The organism is Paenibacillus cookii (genome assembly GCF_018333375.1).
GTDB lineage: Bacteria > Bacillota > Bacilli > Paenibacillales > Paenibacillaceae > Paenibacillus_AQ > Paenibacillus_AQ cookii.
The window spans coordinates 165,216-189,689 of sequence record NZ_BORW01000005.1 but is presented as its reverse complement, the minus strand read 5'-3'; the positions used below and the strand labels follow the sequence as shown (position 1 = coordinate 189,689).

The 24,474-nt window shown below is 56.0% G+C and carries 25 protein-coding genes and 1 tRNA gene; 8 read left to right on the top strand and 18 right to left on the bottom strand.

Annotation, left to right across the window (positions count from 1 at the left end; genetic code table 11):
- Positions 1–61: 61 nt before the first annotated feature.
- Positions 62–274, bottom strand: coding sequence for a hypothetical protein (locus KI367_RS07715; RefSeq protein WP_036708697.1), 213 nt, complete (start codon positions 272–274; stop codon positions 62–64).
- Between the two features lie 391 nt (positions 275–665).
- On the opposite strand from KI367_RS07715, the gene KI367_RS07710 reads away from it, so the two are divergent.
- Positions 666–1,826, top strand: coding sequence for a hypothetical protein (locus KI367_RS07710; RefSeq protein ID WP_212948813.1), 1,161 nt, complete (start codon positions 666–668; stop codon positions 1,824–1,826).
- Positions 1,827–1,896: 70 nt separating this feature from the next.
- Here KI367_RS07710 and atpF read toward each other — a convergent pair whose 3' ends face one another.
- The gene (gene atpF, locus KI367_RS07705) at positions 1,897–2,337 is read right to left on the bottom strand and encodes a F0F1 ATP synthase subunit B (RefSeq protein ID WP_212948811.1); all 441 of its coding nucleotides are present in this window, start codon (positions 2,335–2,337) and stop codon (positions 1,897–1,899) included.
- 345 nt (positions 2,338–2,682) lie between these two features.
- On the opposite strand from atpF, the gene KI367_RS07700 reads away from it, so the two are divergent.
- Positions 2,683–2,832: a hypothetical protein gene (locus KI367_RS07700; protein ID WP_212948809.1), complete on the top strand. Its 150-nt coding sequence runs from the start codon at positions 2,683–2,685 to the stop codon at positions 2,830–2,832.
- Here the strand turns inward: KI367_RS07700 and KI367_RS07695 are convergent.
- Positions 2,824–2,895, bottom strand: a tRNA-Thr gene (locus KI367_RS07695). The genes KI367_RS07700 and KI367_RS07695 overlap by 9 nt on opposite strands.
- Before the next feature lie 101 nt (positions 2,896–2,996).
- On the bottom strand, positions 2,997–3,299 hold the full coding sequence (locus KI367_RS07690; protein ID WP_036708885.1) for an MTH1187 family thiamine-binding protein: 303 nt from the start codon (positions 3,297–3,299) through the stop codon (positions 2,997–2,999).
- Between the two features lie 519 nt (positions 3,300–3,818).
- Between KI367_RS07690 and serS the strand changes: the two genes are divergently transcribed.
- Together serS and KI367_RS07680 are read left to right on the top strand one after the other, a co-directional pair.
- On the top strand, positions 3,819–5,111 hold the full coding sequence (gene serS, locus KI367_RS07685; RefSeq protein WP_212948807.1) for a serine--tRNA ligase: 1,293 nt from the start codon (positions 3,819–3,821) through the stop codon (positions 5,109–5,111).
- Between the two features lie 278 nt (positions 5,112–5,389).
- Positions 5,390–5,914: a DUF1572 family protein gene (locus KI367_RS07680; RefSeq protein WP_212948805.1), complete on the top strand. Its 525-nt coding sequence runs from the start codon at positions 5,390–5,392 to the stop codon at positions 5,912–5,914.
- A gap of 248 nt (positions 5,915–6,162) precedes the next feature.
- Here the strand turns inward: KI367_RS07680 and KI367_RS07675 are convergent, their stop codons facing one another.
- Entirely contained in the window at positions 6,163–6,378 is a 216-nt protein-coding gene (locus KI367_RS07675; protein ID WP_212948803.1) for a UbiA prenyltransferase family protein, read from the bottom strand.
- A 280-nt stretch (positions 6,379–6,658) separates the two neighbouring features.
- Here KI367_RS07675 and KI367_RS07670 point away from each other — a divergent pair, with 280 nt between their 5' ends.
- The gene (locus tag KI367_RS07670; protein ID WP_212948801.1) at positions 6,659–7,132 is read left to right on the top strand and encodes a hypothetical protein; all 474 of its coding nucleotides are present in this window, start codon (positions 6,659–6,661) and stop codon (positions 7,130–7,132) included.
- Between the two features lie 23 nt (positions 7,133–7,155).
- On the opposite strand, the gene KI367_RS07665 is transcribed toward KI367_RS07670, so the two are convergent.
- From KI367_RS07665 to KI367_RS07645, 5 genes are all read right to left on the bottom strand, one after another.
- Positions 7,156–8,778, bottom strand: coding sequence for an NAD(P)H-hydrate dehydratase (locus KI367_RS07665; protein ID WP_212948799.1), 1,623 nt, complete (start codon positions 8,776–8,778; stop codon positions 7,156–7,158).
- 98 nt (positions 8,779–8,876) lie between these two features.
- Positions 8,877–9,509 carry an NAD(P)-dependent oxidoreductase gene (locus KI367_RS07660; protein ID WP_212948866.1) on the bottom strand — a complete coding sequence of 211 codons (633 nt, stop codon included), beginning with the start codon at positions 9,507–9,509 and terminating at the stop codon, positions 8,877–8,879.
- Between the two features lie 386 nt (positions 9,510–9,895).
- Positions 9,896–11,578 (bottom strand): glycerol-3-phosphate dehydrogenase/oxidase, encoded by a 1,683-nt coding sequence (locus KI367_RS07655; RefSeq protein WP_212948797.1) that lies wholly within the window; start codon positions 11,576–11,578, stop codon positions 9,896–9,898.
- 158 nt (positions 11,579–11,736) lie between these two features.
- Positions 11,737–13,212: a glycerol kinase GlpK gene (gene glpK, locus KI367_RS07650; protein WP_212948864.1), complete on the bottom strand. Its 1,476-nt coding sequence runs from the start codon at positions 13,210–13,212 to the stop codon at positions 11,737–11,739.
- Between the two features lie 31 nt (positions 13,213–13,243).
- Entirely contained in the window at positions 13,244–13,807 is a 564-nt protein-coding gene (locus tag KI367_RS07645) for a glycerol-3-phosphate responsive antiterminator (RefSeq protein ID WP_212948795.1), read from the bottom strand.
- Positions 13,808–14,224: 417 nt separating this feature from the next.
- Here KI367_RS07645 and KI367_RS07640 point away from each other — a divergent pair, with 417 nt between their 5' ends.
- Complete coding sequence (locus tag KI367_RS07640) at positions 14,225–14,878, top strand: MgtC/SapB family protein (protein ID WP_212948793.1); 654 nt, start codon at positions 14,225–14,227, stop codon at positions 14,876–14,878.
- A 71-nt stretch (positions 14,879–14,949) separates the two neighbouring features.
- Positions 14,950–15,816 (top strand): hypothetical protein, encoded by an 867-nt coding sequence (locus tag KI367_RS07635; protein WP_212948791.1) that lies wholly within the window; start codon positions 14,950–14,952, stop codon positions 15,814–15,816.
- A 140-nt stretch (positions 15,817–15,956) separates the two neighbouring features.
- On the opposite strand, the gene KI367_RS07630 is transcribed toward KI367_RS07635, so the two are convergent.
- The 5 genes from KI367_RS07630 to KI367_RS07610 all read right to left on the bottom strand — a co-directional run bounded on the left by KI367_RS07630 (position 15,957) and on the right by KI367_RS07610 (position 20,593).
- Positions 15,957–16,184, bottom strand: a complete 228-nt coding sequence (locus KI367_RS07630; protein WP_212948789.1) for a YezD family protein — start codon at positions 16,182–16,184, stop codon at positions 15,957–15,959.
- 173 nt (positions 16,185–16,357) lie between these two features.
- Positions 16,358–17,218, bottom strand: a complete 861-nt coding sequence (gene cysW / locus KI367_RS07625) for a sulfate ABC transporter permease subunit CysW (protein ID WP_212948787.1) — start codon at positions 17,216–17,218, stop codon at positions 16,358–16,360.
- Positions 17,219–18,058 carry a sulfate ABC transporter permease subunit CysT gene (gene cysT / locus KI367_RS07620; protein ID WP_036708671.1) on the bottom strand — a complete coding sequence of 280 codons (840 nt, stop codon included), beginning with the start codon at positions 18,056–18,058 and terminating at the stop codon, positions 17,219–17,221.
- Positions 18,059–18,088: 30 nt separating this feature from the next.
- Positions 18,089–19,198 carry a sulfate ABC transporter substrate-binding protein gene (locus tag KI367_RS07615; RefSeq protein WP_212948862.1) on the bottom strand — a complete coding sequence of 370 codons (1,110 nt, stop codon included), beginning with the start codon at positions 19,196–19,198 and terminating at the stop codon, positions 18,089–18,091.
- 348 nt (positions 19,199–19,546) lie between these two features.
- Entirely contained in the window at positions 19,547–20,593 is a 1,047-nt protein-coding gene (locus tag KI367_RS07610) for a lactonase family protein (RefSeq protein ID WP_212948785.1), read from the bottom strand.
- 386 nt (positions 20,594–20,979) lie between these two features.
- Between KI367_RS07610 and KI367_RS07605 the strand changes: the two genes are divergently transcribed.
- Positions 20,980–21,561 carry an LOG family protein gene (locus tag KI367_RS07605; RefSeq protein WP_212948783.1) on the top strand — a complete coding sequence of 194 codons (582 nt, stop codon included), beginning with the start codon at positions 20,980–20,982 and terminating at the stop codon, positions 21,559–21,561.
- A gap of 55 nt (positions 21,562–21,616) precedes the next feature.
- Here KI367_RS07605 and KI367_RS07600 read toward each other — a convergent pair whose 3' ends face one another.
- The 3 genes from KI367_RS07600 to KI367_RS07590 all read right to left on the bottom strand — a co-directional run bounded on the left by KI367_RS07600 (position 21,617) and on the right by KI367_RS07590 (position 24,174).
- Positions 21,617–23,008 (bottom strand): DUF4179 domain-containing protein, encoded by a 1,392-nt coding sequence (locus tag KI367_RS07600; protein WP_212948781.1) that lies wholly within the window; start codon positions 23,006–23,008, stop codon positions 21,617–21,619.
- Positions 22,998–23,417, bottom strand: coding sequence for a sigma-70 family RNA polymerase sigma factor (locus tag KI367_RS07595; RefSeq protein ID WP_306433223.1), 420 nt, complete (start codon positions 23,415–23,417; stop codon positions 22,998–23,000). Before KI367_RS07595 ends, KI367_RS07600 begins: the two co-directional genes overlap by 11 nt.
- 322 nt (positions 23,418–23,739) lie before the next feature.
- Positions 23,740–24,174: an RrF2 family transcriptional regulator gene (locus KI367_RS07590; RefSeq protein ID WP_212948779.1), complete on the bottom strand. Its 435-nt coding sequence runs from the start codon at positions 24,172–24,174 to the stop codon at positions 23,740–23,742.
- Positions 24,175–24,474 lie beyond the last annotated feature (300 nt).

Sequence of the window (24,474 nt, the reverse complement as noted above, 5' to 3'; positions counted from 1 at the left end):
TGAACCGCGCTTTGCCTGGGTTGAGCCGTGCCTAGAACGCCTCTTCGATCCTATAAAGGAATCAGCCGCTCCCCGGAATCGTCTTGTCGCTTTTTCTCTCGAACCCCGGCTCGTATACGCTGAAAAAGGAAATGCTCGATGTTTTGACGTGATGTTCGTTCAGCACGACCCATTCCTCGCTTTTCAGCCGTGCAATGATTCCCGGAACGTCGCCCGAAATGATATTCAATGACTCCCCGCCGACAAAATGAATCGTAATGCTGCTTTCGCTCAAAATGCCTCCACCTCCAGAAATTCGCTCCATATCATGGAAGTATTCCCCGTTCCTTCACTTCTTATATACACGGGACGGAGAAAGGAAAAACGGGAGGAAGGAACTATATCCAAAATGTTTATTTAATATCATTAAAATTCCATTTATAATCATTTCAGGCGGTAAATTGTCGTTTTATTGAAACCAACCGATTGTCTGCCCCGTAAAATAAGTCAAAAGAATGTCGAATATGCTTGAAATGATCGGTAGTCCGTTAGACTCACTATTATTCAAGCCGCAGCAAGCCGGGAGGTGACGAAACAAGCCAATCGTTGCATTGAGCTTATGCTTCCTACAGGACGATGAAAGCCAATCTCCCAGCCGACGGGTACGACAAAAGGATGGAAACACTTTGAAAAAATCAATCGTATTATTGCTGTCCCTGTGCCTCGTAATGACTGCTTGCAGCTCCAAAGAGAAGGAAAAAGCAGCCGAGGAACCGAAGACGACCGCCACCCAAGAAGCGCCTAAGGAAACGCCGAAAGAAACCCCGAAAGAATCGGAAGATCAGAAACTGGCTACCGCCGAAACCGAAGAATTCACCTTTTCGTACCCGGCTTCCTGGCAAGCCTACGATTTGTCCCAGCTTAACCAGCCTGCGATCAAAGCAGCCTATGCAGATCCCGCGCCGAAGTCCGCCTTTGCGGATAATGTGAATGTTGCCGCCGACAATTCCACGTTTACGGCCAAAGAAAACGCCGATATGGTCGTTGCCCAATATGAAGGCGGTGCACTGGCAAATGCCATCAAGGATTTCAAAAAAATCAGCTATACCGAGGGGGCCCATAACAGCGGAATTTTGGTGGGCGAATATACGCAGGCGCAATCGGGAGTTCCAGTCGTTTTGACGCAATACATCGTTCCGACGGGCAGCTCTACCTATACGCTCAGCATTTCTTATACCAAGGAATCCTATGAAAACGGCGGCAAGGAAACGGTACAGAAAATGGTCGATTCCTTCAAATTAAGCAGCAAAGCCTTAGCTGCTGCCGATACAGGGAAAACGTCCACCGGCCAAGCTAACGCCGCAGCAAATGCAGGACAAACGCAATTGGCTGACATGATGGCTCAAATCATTCCGTCGATAACCGATAATGCCGGCCAAATGACCGAAAAGACTTATAACTACATAGTGAGCCATAAAGACCTGTTCCCTGCCTTGACGGCAGAAAGCAAAAAAGCCGCCAAATCTTCGGTGGATGCCAGCGTCACGTCCCGTCATCTGTTCAAAAACATCAACCCGTATTTGGATAAAATGGTGCAGGTAAGCGGTCCGGTCATCGACATCGAGGAGGAAGAAACGGAGATCGGAACGATCGCCATCATCCATGTGGGGGATGAAAACGACAATTCCTTTGTCGGCCTATACATGAACTCCACCGGCGACATCCTGGAAGGCGATGAGGTCACGATGGTCGGGCTTCCAACCTCTCTGTTCTCGTTTGACAATATCGGCGGCGGAACCACCAACGCCATTCTGATGAGTGTTTCCACGGTGCAGAAAACGAAATAATTCCAAAAACAAAAACGCAGAACCTTCGGGATCATTACCGATGGTCTGCGTTTTTTCCATGTACTATAGATCAATGAATCCGGTCCGGAATAAGCTTCTGCACGATTTGCTTCGAAAGATCCTGCGTCTCCCCTTGGATGGCTTCCATCGCTTTTCGTTTTTCCAGCTCCAGCTCCGCCAGCGCCTCTGCCACATGCCGATCCGACTCGTCCCTTGCTTCCTTGATGACTTGCTCCGCTTTCGCCAAGCTTTCCCGGATCGTACGCTGTACGGCGTTATTCGCATCCTGCACCGCGGACTGCAGCACCGCGTTTCTTTCGGCTTCGAGCCTTCGCATCTCCTCCCGAAGCTGTTCAGCCGACTCCAGACGTTGTTTCGTGCGGGTCTCCCTTTGCTCCATAACCTTAAACAGCGGTCCAAATGCATACTTGCTTAACAAAAAGTATAAAACCAAAAACGCAATGAGGGTCATCACCATCGAAGGCAGGGATGTTGCACTGAAAAAATTCATCGTTTCCGCTCCTTTGCAGCCAAAGTTCTGATCTCATCGACATGCAATGCGTCATAACATGGTGCCGGTTCGCCTAGAGATGTTTCTAACGTACCATAATTTTCCTTATGATAAAGATAGGAACGGTTTCGATTATTTGTATTTTTTGTGAAATGCAATTATCGATTAGGATGGTGTCCCTTCCTGATATACCCAAACATAAATGTCAGCACAACGGCGAAAATATAACACGCCTTAAGGATAATAGGGACTTGCACGGCCATACTTAAAATCAAAAAGATCAAGACAAAACCGCTTTCTTCCCTGAGATACCGCGAAAATGTCTTGGCCAGGATACGATAAACCATGATTCCGACGTACAACAACATGGAGACGGTGTACCCGATCGTGACGAGCATGATTTCCCCCTTCCGAAAAGACGTGGTTAAGCAAAAAGACGCGGTCTCCGAAATCCGGAAACCCGCGTCCTGTAAGGCTTATGAAAGATGCTGGTGAAGGGAATTGAACCCCCGACCTACGCATTACGAGTGCGTTGCTCTACCCCTGAGCTACACCAGCTTAACAAGGCGTTTCATTCAAACAATCAAACGAAACATAGACTATTATACAGCTTTTGCGGGGAAATGCAATAGTTTATCCCAAAAAAAATTTAGGAGGCGCTATTGCAGCTTCGCCCGCACCGATTGCAGCTTCTGCGCGCTCGAGGAGGGTTTGTCGCGCCGGTCGTCGATTTTGACCGATGTCGATACCCGCTGCGCTCCCGCAAGGAACGGAGCTTCATGAAGCGCCGCAATGGCTTTCCATACGTCCTCCAGCGAACCCTCGATAATCGTGCTCATCGACGTTAATTGATAACTGATGCCCTGCTGATTCGCCAGCACCTTTTGCATATCGGCCACGTAAGCGCTCAGGCTGGTCGTCGCCGTTCCGATCGGAATGACCGTCACTTCCGCAATCGCCATGTTATTGCCTCCCTATCCTTTGCTCGGGCAAACCTGGATCGGCCCGTTCATCTCCCCCTATTGTATCCAACTCCGGAAAAGATAGCAAAGCCACCGAAACATCGATTGACCGTGTGCAAAGCTTTACGAGGCGCCCTTTTGCCCAAAAGCGGCAATACCGGTTAGGAATGTCCCCCATCCCGCCTGTAACGGGATTCGCGCATTTGGTTTAATGCAAGCAGCAAATGCATATTGCGCGGGAAAACGGATTACGCTATACTAAGCGACAAGAATTGAACACCGATATTATGCCGATGACCAGCATCCAACTGCGAGGCGTTTTCGACCGGAGCAATAACATGTGTTGCTCTCTAAGTTAACCGGCTTTCCGTCCGTTACCGCGGAACCAAGGGGATCGGTCCCTGCCGCTTTAATGCAGCGTCAAACCGGTCAATTTGGGTGGCACCGCGAGCAAGCGCTCCTCGTCCCAAAGGATGAGGGCGCTTTTTGTATTTTTCGGACAAAGGAGCTGTCAAAATCATGTTAAGCATGCAATTTATCCGCGACAATCAAGAGCGGGTGCAGCAAACGGCCATCCACAAAAACATCCCCTTTCAGGTGGAGGAGCTGCTCGCGTGGGATGCCAAACGGAAGGAGCTTCTCCGGCAAACGGAAGCGATCCGGGCCCGGCGAAACCAGCTGAGCAAGGAAGTCGCTCCCCTCATGAAGCAAGGGAACCGGGGGGCGGCAGAACCGCTGATGGCACAGGTGAAAGACATGAACGAAACGCTGGGCGCCCTCGAAACGGAACTTCAGGCGGCCGAAGGCCGGGTATCGGAGCTGCTTCTGCTCGTTCCCAATATCGTGTCGGAGGATACGCCGATCGGCAAGGACGACGGCGACAACGTCGAGGTTCGCCGTTTCGGCGAAGCGCCGGTTTTTGATTTCGAGCCGCGGGACCATGTCGCCCTCGGGGAAATGCATGATTTGTTCGACATTCCGCGGGGCGTAAAAACGGCAGGGACGCGCAATTATTATTTGAAGGGCGCAGGCCTTTACCTTCACCTTGCGGTGCAGCGGCTGGCGCTGGATTATTTGGCGGCGCACGGGTTTACGCCGATGGACGTACCGGTCATGGTCCGGCCGGAAGCCTTGACCCGCACAGGGTTCTTCCCCGCAGGGCAGGATCAGACCTTCGGGATCGCGGACGAAGGAAAATGGCTTGTCGGCACGTCGGAGGTATCGCTTGTGTCGTATTACAGCGACGAAATCGTCGACGTGGGCGAGCCGATCCGGCTGGCAGGCATGTCGGCCTGTTACCGGCGCGAAATCGGCTCGGCGGGCCGGGACGTCCGTGGACTGTACCGGGTTCATCAGTTCGCCAAAGTCGAGCAGGTCGTTCTCTGCCAAAACGACCCTAGCGTATCGGAGGCTATGTTGCAGGAGATCACCGGCCATGCCGAAGCGATTTTGCGGATGCTGGAGCTTCCATACCGGGTGATGGCCGTGTGCACCGGCGATATGTCGCAAAAAACGTATAAACAATATGATATCGAGACGTGGATGCCAAGCCGCGGCGCCTACGGCGAAACGCACTCGTCGTCGAACCTGCTGGATTTTCAGGCCCGGCGTTCGAATATCCGTTACCGGGACGCGGACGGCAATCTCCAGTACTGCCATACGCTAAACAATACGGCCGTCGCTTCGCCGCGCATTCTGATCCCGCTCCTCGAAAACCATCAGCGGCCGGACGGCAGCATAGATATCCCGCAAGCGTTGCGGCCGTACATGGGCGGCATCGATCGGCTCACGCCGCCCGAACCCGAGGAATAACTTTAGGACAGAAAAAGTATTCAACCGGCATTTACCAGGATCCCCCTCATACAATACTAACAACGCGCTGCACCCGATGCGGCCGGGGATTTTGGCTTTCCCATGAAGGTTGCCGTTGATCCTGAACGATGAAGTGCATAGCCGACCTGTCCGGTTACGACCGGTACCCAAAGCATTTTCCTGTTGTTGCAGACGCCGGACCTTCAGGAATATACTGGTTGTACACAACAACAAGTCACCGCTTGCGAACGTCTCACAATCATGCTGGAGGTGTCGGGATGGAAAATCCTTCGAACGTACAGGATGTGGCAAATCTATATCTTCAAATCGCAACCGAAAATTTCAAGCAGCTCAAAGCGTCGGCCGAAAAGGCCATTAGCCAAATCAAGGACGATGCCAGGCTGAATTGGGCTCCGGGGGAAGAATCCAACAGCATCGCGGTGATCGTCAAACACGTTAGCGGCAACATGATCTCGCGCTGGACGGATTTTCTGACGACGGACGGCGAAAAACCCGGACGTAACCGGGATGAGGAATTCGAAGGCACGCTTTCGTCCCGGGAAGAGCTCCTCGCCGTGTGGAACCGGGGCTGGGGCGTATTTTTACGGACGCTTTCGGAACTCAAAGGCGAGGACCTGCTGCGGACCGTCTATATTAAGCAGAAGCCGCATTCCGTGCTTGAAGCAATCGAGCGCCAGATGTCGCATTATTCAAGCCACGTCGGCCAAATCATTTATCTCGCCAAAATGATCCAAGGCGACGAATGGCAGACGCTTAGCATACCGAAAAGAAAAAAAGCGTGATTTTCGTACCGCCCGGTCCTTTTCGAATAAGGATATCCGGAACAACAGCCCAGGATCTTAAGAAAAAAGCCTCCCGCGCCTTTTTAGGCGGGAGGCTGCATTCTATGCGGTTCCATAATCGCGACGATTTCCCGGAACCCGGGACGAAACATTCTCAAAGATTTGACGAGTCCGATTCCATCCTGTCCATGTGAGGTAGGGATCGTCCGCCATCGGTCCATGATCCTTTCGTGGATTAGGCCCTGGTATTACAAATTCCGGTTCATTTGCCGGCGTTTCTCCGCCCTTTTTCTTGCATCCCGCTCCCGATGCTGGTTGTACAACATGACGCCCAACATGGCGATCACGATACTAAAACCGACGATCAGCACTATATCCGCCAAACCGCCCGCCAGCACATAAACCGTAGACAATACAACCGCCGTACCGCAAAAAAGGCCGACGCCTGCCATGAATTTCTTCATGCACCCACTCCCTTTTCATCAGCCGAATCCAAGATCCCGTTCCCGCAAAACAGACCCGAATCCAGGTTCCGTCCAAAAAGAACATATCTTCTCCATGTTCCAAAAACAGACATCGAGCAGCGTTTTGGCGGCAAGCACCTGCCCGCAAATCGGTTTGGGGTACGTAATCCCTTTAAAAGCCGGACTGCTCCTGTAACCATTCCCGCGGCTTGTGATTATGCTGTACCATGAGGATTGGCAAAATCCTGACGAGAATGACGATGGGGCAAGGTGAAAACGAATGATGAAACCGGATTATTCCTTTATCCATGCCCGGCTGAAGTCGGGAAAATATACGATGAACAAGTTGGCCTCCGCGGGATTGACGCTGCTGATGTTCCTGCTGATTTCCCGGATGTTTCCCGTTCCGGAAACGCCTTGGAACGCGGCGGACCCCGAAATGTCCATTACGCCCGAAATTTGGGTTTACAGCTACGCCATGCTGATTTCCATCGCCTCCGATGCGATCCTCGCCGTGCTGCCGCCGCTGAGCAAAATGAAGCAGGCCGCCTTGTATGCGGCAGCGGCGTATAGCGCTTTTTACGGCCTGTTCGCCGCTAATCCCGCGTTTGACGGTTACCGCGACATCGGGGCGGCCGCGGGCGTATGCACGGTGCTCGTTTTTTTCCTGGGAAAGCGGATGTTCTCCGACCGTTCCCTGCTTACCCCGCTGTTTGCGCTGGTCGTTCCGCTCATCTGCCTGTTTTGGCTGTAAGTTGAGCACGGTTTTTCCGTCGATTAAAGCGCCTCGATCAAATCGCCCGCGATCAGGGAGGACGGGTGTCCGCGTCTTTCGGCCGCAGCTTCGCCGGCAAGTCCGTGCAGGTAAACGCCGTAAGCGGCGGCTTGGACGCCGTCCAGCCCCTGGGCCAACAATCCGGCGATGATGCCCGTCAGGACGTCTCCCGATCCGGCCGTCGCCATGCCCGCATTGCCCGTCGCATTGACATAAACGGTACCGTCCGGCCCGGCAATGACCGTTCGGGCCCCTTTGAGCACCAGCGTAACCCGATGGGTTGCCGTATACAGCGAAGCGGCACCGATCCGGTCCCGCTGGACTTCCTTGACGGACAAGCCGGTCAGGCGGGCCATCTCGCCTGGATGCGGCGTCAGCACCGTATCCGCCTTCCTTCCCTGCCAGACGGGCAAGTCTTTGCAGTCCGCGAGCATATTCAGCGCATCGGCATCGACGACAAGCGGACGCTCGGACTGCTCCCATATGCGCCGCAGCCAGCGGCCGTCTCCTTCAAACCGCCCCAGCCCGGGGCCGATGGCCAGCACGCTGCGGCTTGCGGCCAGCTGAAGCACCGTTTCGGCCGAAGCCTCGTCCCAGTCCCCGTCCGCAGCGGGGGCGAGCATAATTTCCGGCGCGGCCCCGGCCATATGCGGCAGCAGCGGTGCAGGCAGCGCCCAGGTCACGAGGCCGCTGCCCGCGCGCAAAGCCGCCCGGCTGCACAGCAGCCCCGCGCCGCTCATGCGCGGGCTTCCGGCCGCCACAAGCACGTGGCCGTACGTGCCTTTGTGGCCGTCCGGCGAGCGGCGGCGCGCCGTGTCTACGCGCAAGCGGCCGCGCAGCACCGCTTCGGTCAGCAGGTAGGCGCCCCCTTCCTGCTGACCGCACAGCTCCGAGGGAATCCCGATGGAGCGCACCACCACCTCCCCGGCGGCTTCCGCGCCGGGGTACTGCGTCAAGCCTCGCTTCAGGAACGCGAGGCAAACGGTCAGCCGGGCCGCGATGCACGGCCGGCCGGCTTCCCCCGTGTCGGCGTCCAGCCCGCTGGGGATGTCCGCCGACACGATGGTCTTGCCGCTGGCATTCGCCGCGGCAATCATGTCCGCGTAAGCGCCCCGCGGCTGGCCGTGGGCGCCGGTCCCGAGCAGGGCATCGACGATGCCCGTGCATCCGCCATAGTCCACGGCATCGCGCCCGTGGACAAGCAAGGGGATGCCAAGGGCAGCGGCGGCGTCCCGCTGCAGGGCGGCATCCCCTTGCAGCTGCTCCGGCGGCAGGGCATAGACCACCGTCACGCGGATGCCCGCCTCGCGCAAATGACGCGCGGCCACCAAACCGTCGCCGCCGTTGTTGCCCTTGCCGGCGAGGATCAGCCAATGCTCGCGTTCCGGCTGATCCAGCGCAAGGCCGGCGTCGCCCCGGATGCATCCGCGCCCTCCTGCTTGCCGGCCGATGCCTTCCGCCTCATTCCTGTCTGCCCGCGCAGGCTGCCGCTCGCGGCAAAGCCGGATCACTTCCTCCGCGATCGCCTTGCCGGCGTTTTCCATCAGCGCCATGGAAGGAATGCCGATCTCCTCTATGGCGCGGCGATCAAGCTCCCGCATCTGCGCCGAAGTTACGATATGCATTCATGTCTACCTCCTTGTCAGCAGGTCCGCGACCCATCATTTTCGCGTAAACCGACCGCATGCTCCGCCTTGAGGGAAGCCGAGCCCGCTTGCTTGCCTTAATACCCCACCGTAAACCTTGAACGGACGAAATAAGGATCCTCCAGTTCATCCACGAGCGCCGCGGCCAAATCGGCGATCGTGATCCGGCTGCTGCCGAGCTCGTCGGTGATCAGCCGGTCGATGCCGATTCTGAAATTGCCGCTGCGGGGGCCGTCTTCCAGTGCGGCCGCCGGACTCAAATACGTCCAATCCAGGTCGGAACGGCTGTAAATCACGTAGGCGTCGGCATGCGCCGCAGCCAGCGGAAACCATTCTTCCGGAAACGAAGGCGTATCCATCAGCCGGGTGCCGTCATCGGTCAGCAGGCTGCCGGCGCCGCCTACGACAAGCAGGCGTTTCGTTCCCGAACGGCGCACCCCTTCGATCAGCGAACGCGCCGCTTCAAGCAGCTCCTCCTCTTCTCCCGGCTTCGGTCCGTAGGCGCTGATCACCGCCTCGCGTCCTTTCGCATTTCTTTCGACCGTCGCGGGGTCCAACAAATTCCCCTCCACGACATGCAGACGTTCATGCTCTATCTTTAACCGGGAGGCGTCGCGCACGACGGCCGTTATGTCATGGCCGCGGTTTAGCGCCTCCCGGACCAAGGCCTGCCCGACTTTGCCGGTGGCTCCAAAAATCGTTATGTTCATGGGGTGAATGGTTTCTGTCATGAAGATGTCTCCTCTGTCTCAATTTGCTTTGAACCTGCCGAAGCTTCAGTCCAAATGATCGCTTTTCCGCTATTCCTATATTACCCTCAAAAGCCGTTTTATGCCCGCAAATCTTCGATGGCGTTCAATAAGATCATTTGTTGTTTTGTGCAACGTCTGCCGAATGACCAAGTGCGCTTCCTCGAAGCGGTATCGAAGATTTTTTTCCTATCCCTCGCAAAAAAGCGCCGCGCTCCCGGGTACGGGAGGCGCGGCGCCTTGGCCTTCGTTGGCCTTGCAAGCCCATGTATTCGTTTATGCCGCGGCGTCCGTTCCGGCGCCATCGCATACCGCTTCGGAGGAGGAAAGAGCCGGCGAACCCTGCGTTACGAATACACCGGTTCCAGCTCTTCCGACGGCACGACGGCCGCTTTCAGTTCCAGCTCAAGCTCTTCCGCGTATTTCCGAACCTGCTCGTCGCTATAGCCCAACTGCTCCGCCATGAAGCTGACGACGGGTTCTTTCCACTGCCGCACCCATGCGATATCGAAAAACAGCGCCCCGGTCCGCCGGATGAAAAAGTCGACGGGTGTTGCCGCCATTTCCTCTTCGATCGCGTACAGAAGCATCGCCTGCACTTCCCGGGACAGTCCGCGGCCCGTTCCGGCCTGTTGCGCCGAAAGGATCCGGTCGAATACGGCCGGAACGTTCGAGCCGTAACGGAGCGCGAGCCGTTGGGCGGATTCCGGCGCGAGGCCGATTTGCTTGCCTTTTTCCGTCATTTCGCGAACGAATTCGGGAAAACGCGCCGAGCCGCCTACATCCCCGCCGGAAATGGGCAGTGTCCGCGTAGCGCACGGGGCGAACGGCCCGAACCCTTCGGCCTGGAGCTTCCGGGCGAGCAGATCCGTGATGGTTTCGGCCATTTTACGGTAACCCGTCAGCTTGCCGCCGGCGATCGTCAGCATGCCCGAAGGCGAAACGAAGATTTCGTCGCGCCGCGAGACTTCCGAAGGCGATTTGCCTTCCTCATAGATCAGCGGACGCAGGCCCGCCCAGCTGGATTCGATATCCTTCGCCGTCAGCAGCAGCTCCGGAAACATATGATTGCAAGCAGCCAACAAATAATCCCGGTCCTCGGCCGTCGCGCGCGGATGAACCGTGTCTCCCGCATAGTCGGTATCGGTCGTGCCCACGTACGTTTTTCCGTCGCGGGGAATGGCAAACACCATCCGTTTGTCGGCCGTATCGAAGTAAATCGCCTGCCGGAGCGGAAAACGCGAGCCGTCGAAAACCAGATGCACGCCTTTGGTCAGGCGCAGCGTTTTGCCGGATTTGGACCGGTCCAGCTCCCGCAGCGTATCGACCCAAGGCCCGGTTGCATTGACGACTTTCCGGGCCCGGATCTCGTATACGCCCCCGCCGATGACGTCTCTTGCCTTCGCCCCGACCAGTTTGCCGCCTTCGTATATAAGCTCCTCCGCTTTGGCGTAATTGACGGCGCTCGCCCCGGCTTCCACCGCTTTTTTCATGACTTCGATCGTCAGGCGCGCGTCATCCGTGCGGTACTCCACGTAATAACCGCCGCCTCTTAAGCCCTGCTTCCGCAGCAGCGGCTCTTTGCCGAGCGTCTCTTCTTTGCTTAACATTTTGCGTCGTTCTTCGGGTTTTACCCCTGCCAGGAAATCGTACACGCGCAGCCCGACCGACGTCGTAAACGCCCCGAACGTGCCGTCTTCGTAAAACGGCAGGAGCATCCACTCCGGCGTCGTGACGTGGGGCCCGTTTTCATAAACCACGGCGCGTTCCTTGCCGACCTCGGCCACCATCTTCACCTCGAACTGCTTCAAGTAGCGAAGCCCGCCGTGGACCAGCTTGGTCGATCGGCTGGACGTTCCCGCCGCAAAATCCTGCATCTCGATCAAGGCCGTTTTCATTCCCCGCTTCTGCGCATCCAGGGCGATGCCGGCCCCCGTGATGCCGCCGCCGATAATCAGAACGTCATACATCCCGTTTGCCATTTCCTCAAGCTTGGTTCGGCGATCCATTCCGGAAAACCTATGCTTCATATCGCAGCCCCTCTTTCCATAAAGTAAAAAAACCACGAAGATCCCGCGGCTTTCGCGTGCAAAACGCGAAGCGCGGGCGTTCGTGGTTGTCTCAAACGTCTCCTACCATCGTATGAACTTGTAATCATTATAGCATGCAAACGGCGATCGCAGTATCCCTATTTGTAAGCCATGGCCGCCCGAACCGCCTTTTGCCATCCTTCGTACAGGCGGCGCCTCTCATCATCGGGCATGGCCGGTTTAAAAGACCGGTCGAGCCTCCAGCTCCCTTTGATCTCGTCCTTGTCCTTCCAATAGCCGACCGCAAGCCCGGCCAAATAAGCGGCGCCCAGCGCCGTCGTTTCGTTGACGATCGGCCGCTCCACTTCCGTATCGAGCAGATCGCTTTGAAACTGCATCAGAAATTCGTTGCGCACCGCGCCCCCGTCCACGCGCAGGCTGGTCAGCTTCAGTCCGGAATCGACGGCCATCACGTCCAGCACGTCCTTGCTCTGATACGCCAGCGATTCCAGCGTCGCCCGAACGAAATGCTCTTTTGTCGTTCCGCGCGTCAGCCCGAAAACGGCTCCCCGCATGTCGCCGTCCCAATAGGGCGTGCCCATGCCGACGAATGCAGGCACGACGTATACGCCTTCGGTCGACGGGACGCGTGCCGCATACTGCTCGCTGTCCGCCGCGGTTTTCAGCATCCGCAGCGAATCCCGCAGCCACTGCAAAGCCGATCCGGCCACAAACACGCTGCCTTCAAGCGCGTATTCGATCCGGCCGACGATCCCCCAGGCAATGGTCGTCAGTAGGCCGTGTTTGGAGTCGACCGCCTCATGCCCGGTATTCATCAGCATGAAGCAGCCGGTTCCATACGTGTTTTTGGCCATCCCTTTCTCGAAGCAGGCCTGACCGAACAGCGCCGCCTGCTGGTCGCCCGCGATGCCGGCGATCGGCACCTGCCTGCCGAAGAAATGGGGCTCCACGGTGCTTCCGTATACCTCGGAGGACGAACGCACCTCCGGGAGCATCGCTTTCGGAATATCTAAAATTTGAAGCAATTGGTCGTCCCAAGCAAGCTCGTGGATGTTATAAAGAAGCGTCCTCGACGCATTGGAATAATCGGTCACATGCGCCTTGCCGCCGGTCAGCTTCCATACAAGCCAGGAATCGATCGTGCCGAACAGCAGCTCGCCTTTTTCCGCCTTTTCACGGGCTCCCTCGACGTGGTCGAGGAGCCATTTGATTTTCGTTCCTGAAAAATAAGCATCGATGACGAGGCCCGTCTTTTGGCGGAACAGTTCTTCATATCCCCGGCCCTTTAAGTCTTCGCAAATGTCGGCCGATTGCCTGGACTGCCATACGATCGCGCGATGGATCGGCCTCCCCGTATTTCTGTCCCACACAACCGCCGTCTCCCGCTGGTTCGTAATGCCGATCGCTTCGATCTGCTCGGGCCCGATGCCCGCCATCGACAACGACCCGGCAATCACGGCCAGCACCGAAACCCAGATTTCGTTCGCATCGTGCTCGACCCAGCCCGGTTCCGGAAAATACTGCTTGATTTCTTGCTGAGCCGAGCTGACGACCTGCCCGTTTTTATCGAAAATGATGGCCCGGGAGCTGGTCGTCCCTTGATCGAGGGCCATAATATAGGTTTGCGGCAACCTAGTCCCCCCCTTACTCCTTCTGCTCAAAATGTTTCCACAGTTCGACGTTCGACGTCGTCACGGCCGACGCTCCCGCGGCAATCGCCTGTTCCACGTCGTTCACCGTGCGGATCAGTCCGCCCGCGAACACCGGAATCCCGGTCCGTTCGGACACTTCGGTAATCATGTGCGGGATGACGCCGGGAAGCACTTCGATGTAATCGGGCTGCGTCCGTTTGAACATCGCGTAGCTTTTCTCCAATGCGTTCGTATCCAGCAGGAATAAGCGCTGAATGGCAAGCAGCCCGTTTTGCTTCGTTTTCGCGATGACCCCGGCCCGGGTCGAAACGATGCCCGCCGGCTTCACGACCTGGCACAAATACTCCGCCGCGTATTCGTCGTTTTTCAGTCCCTCGATCAGATCCGCGTGGAGCAGCGGCTTTTTGCCGTGCGATTTCGCGAGTTGAACGATCGAACTGATTTGGCTGATATGCGTATCCAAAATGACGATATGCTCGTACGACAATTTCATCAGTTTTTCCAGGTCCTTCACTTTACGGGCGGCCGGCAAAATGCGTTGATTCGTAAAGGTCATATCGCTCCCCCATCCCTGTTCCTTTTTACGATAAAACGAAAAAGAGAAAAGAAAAACACCAAACGGTCCACAGAGGGACTTCATTCGCGTGTTCTCCTTTTCTCCGCCACTTTTATGAACTTGCGATTCATTATAAATCAAAATGTAAGCGGTGTCTACCCGCTTCGGCCGGCGGCGAAAGCGGTTCGCCGGATATAAAAGCGTTCTTTATGTTTAAACTTTCTTATAATCATAAAAATATAGACACCCGTTATCCGCGCTAATTTTTCTTCGGATACCAGGACGGCCGTCCTCGAAGCTTGTTCTTTTCTGTTATCATATGGGATAACCCATTTTTATCCACATGGTGCGCCGCCGACAAAACCAAAAGCGGCGATCAGGAGCGATTCTTTATTTTGCAAAGGAGCTGATGAATGCATGGTTGCAGAGTACATCATCCGTTTGGCGGTAGCCGGGCTGCTTGGCGCGGTCATCGGCCTGGAGCGGGAGCTGCGGGCCAAGGAGGCGGGGCTCAGAACCCATTTTCTCGTCGCGGTCGGCAGCGCGCTTATTATGCTTGTGTCGCAATACGGCTTTTCCCAGGTGCTGGAACATGATCATGTCTCGCTGGATCCGAGCCGCGTCGCGGCGCAGGCGGTCAGCGGCATCGGTTTTCTCGGGGCAGGCATGATCATCATTGAACGGAAAATGGTGCGCGGATTGACGACGGCCGCCGGGGTATGGGCGACCTCCGGCATCGGCCTGACGATCGGTTCGGGCATGTATGCCGCGGGCATCAGCGCGACGGTCCTTGTCATGATCGGCCTGGAACTGCTCAGCATGATTTTCAAATCCGGGCGGGCGCTGCAGATTTCCTTCGAGCTGGATTCCAAATCATCCGTCAAGCCGATATTGGAGTCGCTAACGTCGCGGAAAATCTCCATATCGTCATACGAAATGGAGCAGGACCCCGAACGCCTTGGCATTTACCACCTTAAAATCGATGCCAAAACGAAATATAACGGAACCCTGCAGGAGCTGCTCGAGGATCTGGACAGCTTGCCGCATATTTTGTCGGCGAAGCTGGAATAATTCAGGAAATATTGAAATCCGGAGCCTATTGTGCAATAGTGGAATCAAAAGCGATGAAGGAGGGTTGCGCATTGCCGTTTGCGGCTTGGATTCATGCAGATGATCTCACCGGTACGCAGTCCGGAATCATCTTTACGGGGTTTGCGGTGATCGCGTTCATATGGATATACGTCCGCACCGCCCGCTCTTTTCGAAAGGCCGCCTCGGAACGGCTTGAAAGGCTGCGCCAGACGCTTGATCCGTACTGCCGCGCGGCGGGCATGCTGAGCGGCGATGCGGATGCCGCTCCGGATGAAGCGGAGCATGAGCCCGAACCGCTGCATCTGCTCCTGCAGCAATGCAAAGCTGCCCCTCTGGTGACGACGGAGATGATCGAAGCCATCGACGCTTATGCCAGGGAACGGGACGCCTCGCGCCATGCCCAGCTTGAACGGCTGCTGGACCGCGAGATCAAGAAAAAAATCGCCGAGCAGGCTTCCATTATCCGCTCGTTGGACAACCCGGGGTGGGGAACGGCCTTTTGGAAGCTCGTGCGGCCTGCGGTGCCTTTTTTCCTGTTGGCTTGCATCGTCTATTGGAGCCTGGGGCTTTACGGGCAGTTCCATGATCATCGTATTCCGGCGTTTTCCTGGACCGGAGTCGAGCTGTGGATGCGGTATGTTTCATGCCTCGTGGCCGTCGTTTCCTTTCATTTTGCCGTCATGACGCCCCGCAAGGATTCGCCCAAATACGCTTATCGGATGCTGGCCTTATGCATCACCGCCGCGGCAGCAGCCCATCTTGCCGGCCTGGAGGCTGCCCCTTACATATTAGCGGTTCAAATTCTCTTGTTTTTGTGCGGTTTCGGATTGGGACCGAAACGTTCGCGGAGGGACCGTCCGTACGCGGGTTCCGCCGACTTGTTGGAGCATGGCGACCCGACGCGGCACAACAAATAACCCGCTGACGGCAAGCCTTCGTTTACGGCTTGCTGCATCAGCGGGTTTTGACTTTTCCGTTCCGTCCTTCCGTGTCTGTTTCTGTTCGGGTGCTCGCCTGGGAAGATTCCGGGGGCTGAAGCAGATTTGCCCGGCCGCCGCTACCTGCGGTCCGGCGCGGCCTTTTTCAAATCCTGCCTCGCCCTGGCCGCGATTCCTGCCTTCGCCGGCTTGGAGGGCGTATTCTCAAAGCGCTTCCGCTCCGTCCGTTCCATTTGCACGATTTGGCCTTCATGCACGACGATATGCAGGGAACCGAATTCCATGTCGTTTAGCTGGCCGGCGATCCTCTCAAGCCATACCTCATTTAACTGGAGCCCTTTTGCCATGACAAGCGCCTCCTTTGCTTCAGAACGATATTCATGAATTCCATACACAATCAATTCATTCTTTTCCAACCAATTTACTTTGTTTTATGATGTTACAGTTACATTATCATGCCGCCAAAATCGCTGTCAATCCGGATTTTGCAAAATTTGCTCCGGCCGCTCCCGGGGCCGCGTCAATGCTCATGTTTTCTTGCATACAGGCTCTTGATCAGCAGGGTCGCGAGAGCCAGCAGCAGAAGCAGCGAAGCGACGGCAAACGAGGCCGAAAACTGGTACTCGTTGTACAGGATCTCCACATGCAGCGGCAGCGTGTTCGTCTCTCCGCGGATATGTCCCGACACGACCGATACCGCGCCGAATTCCCCCATCGCCCTCGCATTGCAAAGGATGATTCCGTAAATCAGGCCCCATTTGATGTTCGGCAGCGTCACCTTCGTAAACACGGTCCAGCCTTTCGCGCCGAGCGTGATGGCCGCCTCCTCTTCCTGCTGGCCCTGATCTTCCATGAGCGGGATCAGTTCCCTCGCCACGAAAGGAAAGGTGACAAAAAGCGTCGCCAGCACGATGCCGGGGACGGCATAAATGATTTTGACGTCATGGTCCGCCAGCCACGGGCCGAACCAGCCGTTCGCCCCGAACACCAGCACGAAGATCAGCCCGCCGATGACCGGGGAAACCGCAAACGGCAAATCGATCAACGTGATCAAAACGCCTTTGCCTTTAAATTTGAATTTGGCGATCGCCCAAGCGGCGGCCACCCCGAAAATCGTATTCAAGGGAACGGTCGCCAGCGCCACAAGCAGCGTCAGCTTCAGCGCCGACAGCGCATCCGGGTCCGACAAAGCAGTGATATACACGTCCCATCCCTTTTTCAGCGCCTGCGTCAGGACGACGACAAGCGGCAGCACGATCAGCCACAGCAAAACCAGGCCTGCGCCGGCTATCAGCAGCCATTTGACGAACGGTCTTTCCGTTGCGGCCCGCGACGTCTGCACTTGCTTCACGGCAGCGGCTCCAGGTACGCCTCCCGCCATCTATACCGCCTCCTTTTTCCGGCTGGACCATCGCTGCAGCGAATTGATGACCAGCAGCATCAGGAACGAAATGAGCAGCAGCAGCACCGCTACGGCCGACGCCCCCGCGTAATCGTACTGTTCCAGCTTGGACATGATGAGCAGCGGCGCGATTTCCGTTTTCATCGGCATATTGCCGGATATAAACACGACCGAGCCGTACTCCCCGATGCCTCTGGCAAAAGCGAGAGCAAAGCCGGTCAGCAGCGGCGGAACTAGCGCCGGCAGCACGATGCTGCGGAACGTCCGGAACCTGCCGGCCCCAAGCGTGGCGGAAGCCTCCTCGGCATCGCGGTCCATATCCTGCAGGACCGGCTGGAGCGTCCGGACGACAAACGGCAGGCCGATGAACATCAGCGCCAGCGTGATGCCAAGCTGCGAAAAGGCGACTTTGACGCCAAGCGGCGCCAGCAGCGAGCCGATCCATCCGTTCGGGGCATATAAGGCGGTCAGCGACACGCCAGCCACCGCCGTCGGCAGCGCAAACGGCAAATCGATCAGCGCGTCGCACAGCTTCCTTCCCGGAAATTCGTAACGGACGAGTACCCAGGCGAGCAGCAGGCCAAGCACGGCATCCACGAGCGCGGCCGCGGCCGACGTCGTGAAGCTGATCCGGTACGAGGCAAGCACGCGCGGGTCGGTCGCCACCTGCCAAAACTTGGCCCAGTCGAGACCGGTCGAGTTGATGAGCAGCGCCGAGAGCGGCACCAGCACGACCAGGCTCAAATACGCGACGCTGAATCCCAGCGTCAGGCCGAAGCCGGGAAGCACCCGGCTTTGACCCGTTTTTCTTCGGCTCATGCGTTCACCCCTTCCCTTGTTCGGTCCCCGTTATTTGCCCGGCGTATAAATTTCGTCGAATACCCCTCCGTCGTTAAAATGTTTCGCTTGCGTTTCGTCCCATGTCCCGAAAATATCCTTCAGCGTAAACAGATCGAGCGTTTTAAACGTGTCCTTATACTGGTCCAGCACCGATGAAAGCGTCGGGCGGTAGAAGTTTTCCGCTGCGATTTTTTGCCCTTCCTCCGAATACAGATACTTCAGGTAAGCTTCCGCGACCTCGCGCGTCCCTTTTTTGTCCACGACTTTATCCACGACCGCCACCGGCGGTTCCGCCAAAATGCTGACCGAAGGATAAACGATGTCGAATTTGTCCGGGCCCAGCTCCTTGACCGACAGCAGCGCTTCGTTTTCCCACGCAAGCAGCACGTCGCCGATGCCCCGCTCCACGAACGTCGTCGTCGCCCCGCGGGCTCCGGTGTCCAGCACGGGCACATGCTTGAACAGCTCGCGCACGAATTCTTTTGCTTTTTGCTCGTCGTTGTTGTTCTGCTTCAGGGCGTATCCCCAAGCGGCCAGGTAATTCCACCTTGCTCCGCCCGACGTTTTCGGATTCGGCGTAATGACCTGCACGTCGCCCTTGATCAGGTCGTTCCAGTCCTTGATGCCCTTCGGGTTGCCTTTCCGCACCAAAAAGACGATGGTCGAATTGTACGGCGTGCTGTTCAGCTCGAATTTGTCCTGCCATCCCTCTCGAATGAGCCCTTTTTTCTGGATGGCGTCGATGTCGTAACCCAAAGCGAGCGTCACCACGTCCGCCTCCAATCCGTCGATCACGGAGCGGCTTTGCGCTCCGGAACCGCCATGGGACTGCTTGATCGTGACTTTTTGCCCCTTTTCTTTTTCCCAATACGCCGCAAACGCCTTGTTGTAATTTTCATACAGCTCCCGGGTCGGGTCATACGAAACGTTCAGCAATTGAATCTCTTTGGCTTCGCTTTTGGTTTCGCTTTTGGCCTCGCTGCCTTGGCTCTGTCCCCCCGCCGCTGCGGACTCACCGGCTTCTTTTTTTGCGCCGCAAGCGGCCAGCGCCGCCGTCAGCAGCACTGCGAGCGTGATTGCCGCTCCTTTTTTTGCGATTTGGATCCCCTTGCGATTCATCATGGTCCCACTCCCATTTCTTAAATGATGTTCCCCGCCTAAGCTTCAAGCCACAAAAAAACGGAGAAACCCCTGTCCAATGATCTGCGCGTGCTAAAAAAGCGCATCTTGCCATTCGGATCGGCGGTTCCTCCGTTTGTACGGCGGGAACGATGTGATTCGGATAATGCTGTTATTTTTGATTAATCCTACCTGTTTAGTATGTTATATTCGTATTGTAATCATGACCCTTTGCGCCGTCAATCCTTTTTTTAGAAAAAAAGCGGCTTTTTTCAAACGGCGGCGAACCCGCATAAAAAGGCAGCCTTCGCATTCAAGCGAAAGCTGCCTGAAGCCGCACGCAAAATATTATTTATACACCGGGACGACGCAAACCGGTTTCGGCAGCGAAAGCGTATGCCCCGTCGGCGTCAACCGTCCGCTTTCCTTGTCGATGCGGAAGGAAACGACCGAGTCGCTGTTCTGGTTCGCGGCAAGCACATAACCGCCTTTGACGACCGCGAAGTTGCGCGGGGTTCGGCCCCCCGTCGATACCCACTCGACCGCCTTGAGAAGCCCTGTAAACGGGTCGACGTGATACAGTCCGATGCTGTCGTCGCTGCGGTTCGAGGCGTACAAAAAAAGTCCGCATGGCGAAATATGGATGTCCGCGCTGCTGCTTCCGGTTGCGGCTCCTTCCGGCAATGCGGACAAGGTCTGCAAAAGCTCCAGATTCCCGGCTTCCGCATCGAACGCATACACATTGACCGTATCGTCCAGCTCATTGATGCCGTACGCCCATTTGCCCGAAGGATGGAATTCGAAATGGCGCGGACCCGCCCCCGGAGCGATTTTAACCCTGTTATGCTCCTGAAGCTTGCCGCCGTCCAAACGGTAAAACACGATTTCATCCAAGCCGAGATCGCATACCAGCGCGTATGTCCCGGTCGGGTCCTGGAACACGGAATGCGGATGCGCCCCTTCCTGGCGTTCCTTATTGACGCTGCTGCCGCTATGGCGGACGAGGCTCGTCTCGGCAAGCTTCCCGTCGCCTTCGATCCGGTAGGCGTTCACGTGGCCGCTGGAATAATTGGCCGCCAGCACGTGGCTTCCATCCCGGGTTAACGCGATGTAGCAAGGGGCCGAGCCGTGGGTCGGCTTGCGGTCCAGCAGCTGCAGTTCGCCGGTTTCCCCATCTACCGCGTAGGCGTACACTTCGCCTTCCTCCGTCTCGCTCACGGCATACAAACGGTCTTTGGCCGCATCCAGCGCAAGGAACGACGCATTCGCGATGCCGTCCGTTCCGCGCACGATTTCCATGCTGCCGTTATCCATGTCGAGGGCGCACAGAAAAATGCCTTCTTCGTCCGCCCCGGCGTATGTACCGGCGTAAAACCATCTTTTGTTGTCGCTCATCCTTTTCATCCCGCTCCTTCATTCTATTTTCCCTTGCTGTGTCCATGTCGCTTGTCCGTTACTCTAACAATAATCTTTTCCGTGCCGCGGGGCAACGCTAACTTCGCTTTTTTCGGGCGGCGAAAAAACGCCCTTCCCCGTTCTCTTTGCTGCCATTCCCATCCTTTATGCCGAAACTTTTTGCAGGTATAATGGTATCGGAACGCAAGTTCTTCCATTTTTAGGACGTGAACGCATGAGCCCTCTTGCATGCGGACATGCTGTGAGGGAGACTCTGCGTTTCCGGGCTTGGATCGCGTTGATGTAAGTCCGGCAGGAAAGCGTAAGCTTCCGAAGCAATCGGCAATGTCTAGATGAGAGAAAACGTTTTGGAGGAGGAGATTGGATTGAAATCGGTAGCCGTATTTTGCGGTTCAAGCAAAGGCGCGTCGGACGTGTACGTGGAAGGCGCAAAGCAGCTCGGGAAGGAACTGGCACGGCGCGGCATTACGCTGGTGTACGGCGGTTCCAGCATCGGCGTGATGGGGGCGGTCGCGGATGCCGTCCTGGCGGAAGGCGGACAGGCGATCGGCGTCATGCCGGGGTTTTTGGACAAAAGGGAAATATCCCACAAGCATCTCACGGAGCTGATCATCGTCGATTCGATGCATGAGCGGAAGGCCAAAATGGCCGAATTGTCCGAAGGATTCATGACCCTGCCGGGAGGGCCGGGAACGATGGAGGAATTTTTCGAAATCTTTACGTGGGCCCAGCTCGGGCTGCACCGCAAGCCGCTCGGATTCCTGAACATCAACCATTATTACGATCCTCTGCTCGAGTTTTTCAAGCATATGGCCCGCGAGCAGTTCCTGCACGAAAAATATTTGTCCATGGCTTTGGTCGACACCGACCCGGGCCGTTTGCTCGACCAGTTCGGCGCCTACGAGCCGCCGGCCGTCAAAACCTTTCTCAAGCCCGACCAAACGTAACATAGATGAAGCCAAAAACAGACCGGGGGTTTGCCGCGCCCGGTCTGTTTTTTCGTTATTTTTGAATCGTAAGGCTGAATGTTTTTGGGATGAACGTACCGGGATATTCCTCCACCTCGAAGGTTAGGGGCTGCGGATAGGACTTGCCGGGAATGTCGAAATAATACGCATCGAGTCCGGTATCGGCATCCTTCCTCCACCCCTCGTGAATCGCCTCGGCATTGTTGGTAATCAACTTATGCTTGTTTCCTTTTCCGTCCGTGAATTCGGGATTTACTTTCATAAACCGGGTAATCCGCGGATCAAAACTCGGGAACCCCGAGGTGATGCGGATCCGTTCGTGTGACGTTTCGATGGAAGCCAGCTTCAGCCTGCTGTCCGGCGCTTGAATCAGCTTAAACTGTTTCGTGTCGATCACGAGCTTCCTTTTCCCCCGAAAAGCCGTTTCAATCCCTGATCCCCGCAGCTCAAGCGGGTCTCCCTTCACATAGTCCGGAGCATGGAAACTAAAGATGAGCTCGCCGTTTTCCTTTATCGGGCCCATGGCTGGCTGAAGCATGTTTCCGCGGTCATTTTTCGTGTAGAGTCCCCAATCCAAAAAACGGGCGATATTAGGCGTGCCGGCATCCGAAGTCAGTTTTAAGTTCAAACGCTCGGGAACCTGCACCATCGTTTCCAGCTTGATCTTCTGGCCTTCCAAATCAAACGATTGGCCAGCCGGTATCGTTCGTTCAAGCACCGCAAGCTTGGATAGGTCTACGGGAATCTTTACCTCCAGAAATTTTTGCGTCGCTACCGGCTCGCCGTTGCTCCACTTACCCGAAAAATAAAACTCGTCCGGAAGCTGCGTGCCGCCAGCCAGGTCGAAGATCAGCATATCCCGGTAGCTTCCCTCGTCGTAATATCCCGTTTTTTGACGATGGTCGCGCACGAATTGCCGAAACGGCAGCTTATCGTAGGTTTTCGTGTACAGGCCGGGATTTACGGGCGTGATCCGATCCCCTTGATCGCTTTTCGATGTATAAAACAGCACGACATGCTTCCGGTCCGTCATGATTCCGTCCACCGTGACATGGTACCCCTCATAGGATGCCGTTGCGCCGACCGCCTGATATTTTCCCTGATCCAAAGCTTCCCTCAGCATCCCCCGTTTGCCGACGGACCATTCGACGTAAGCCGGAATTTGCCGTTCGGCTGCACTCTGCAAGGATGCCGAACGGCCTCCAAAAGTCAGCTCGGGCACATAGACGGCAGCCGCAACAAGCAAAAGTAATGCTGCGGCGCAGGATGCAGCCACCCTGCCGACCCGCCGCCGGTATTGGGCTTTTCCCCCTCGCGCCATTCCGTTTTTGATCGCGGCATCAAGCCGCTGTTCGGGAATTCTCCGCCTGGCGATATGCGCCGGCTCGAAATATTGCTCGAGCAGCCGTTCCTGTTCATTCCCCATGATATACCTCGCCCCCTGCGTTCAGTTTGCCTCGCAGCTGCTTCAAGCCTTGATGAAGCCATGTTTTTACCGTGCCCTCCGGTTTGCCCAACACGTTGGCAATTTCGGCAAGCGTCATATCCTGATAGTATTTCAGCACAAGCACATGCCTGTATTTCGGCCTCAGCCGCCTCATCGCATGATGCAAATCCAGCCTGCTGTCGCTGACCATCTCGGCCATGCGCTCACCTTTGTCGAACGTAAGCGGCAGGGTCCGTTTCCTCCGCTTCTGTTCGTCGATGCAGCAGCGGATCAGAATGCGGACCAGCCATGCCTCGAAAGCCGAAGGTTCTTTCAGCTTGGCGCAGTTCGCCCAGGCTTTGCACACCGCTTCCTGCATGGCTTCAAGCGCGTCCGCCTCATTGCCCAAATAGCTGTACGCAATGCCGTACAGCTTTCTCTTTAATCCGGATACCAGCGCGTAAAACGCTTCTTCATCCCCTGGCAGGCAGCGGCCGTAAGTTCCGGGTCGCTCATCACGCTTAACCCCTTTCCTGCATTTTCACCGGCCGGTGAAGATTCATCGAACCATTCCAGGATCGATAACGGATGTTGTCATTTCCGTATATTTAAGACAGCTCAGAAGCGTAAACGGTTTTATTTTTTGTCCATCGATTTTGCACGTCCCTACATAAAAAACGCAGCAAAAAAGCAGCCCCTTCTTCGGAAGCTGCCTGTCTATTACTGCGATATTAAACCGGGTCCGCGGTTCCGGCTTCAACGATCTGGCGTTTGACGTCCTTCATCGTGATCCCGTCCAGATATCGTTCCAGCGCGGATTCTCCGCCGCTGTATATTTGATCCATGATCCCCTGGATATTGGCCGCAACCTCGCAATTCAGCTCTTCGCCGCCGGAGCACCAGCCCGGCTTCAAGGAGCCTCGGGCGAGCAAACGATACAAGTCTCCCAGCGTCGCGTTTTCGGTGTCCGGATTCAGCAGATACCCTCCGCCGACGCCTTCTTTTGTCGCCACGTACCCATGTTTGCGCAGCAGGCCGAGCACCTTGCGTATGCGTGCAGGATGCGTGCATACGCTTTTGGCGATTTCCTCGCTGTTAGCCATATGATCCTCTTTTACGCTAAGAAGGGTTAAACAATGGACGGCAATGTTAAACTCACTATTCATTTTTGCTCCTCCTTATACTGTAATTATATGGTTAACAGTTGCCGGTGTCAACCTGGGCGGACCATTTCCTTTACGTTCCTTTGGGGTCCGGACACGAAATCTACAACCTTTATTTCTAGTGTATCAAGCCGCCGGAAAGATAAACCCCATCCTTGTGATTTTATCTTGTTTCGGGTTCGTGTTACAATAGAACGGCGGAAGAAAATGCTTCCGCCTATTTTGGGGCAAGGAGCTGAACGCAAGGCCATGATCCATTACATTCGTTTGCGTTAATGAGAGGTGCAGGTTTAAATCGACCCG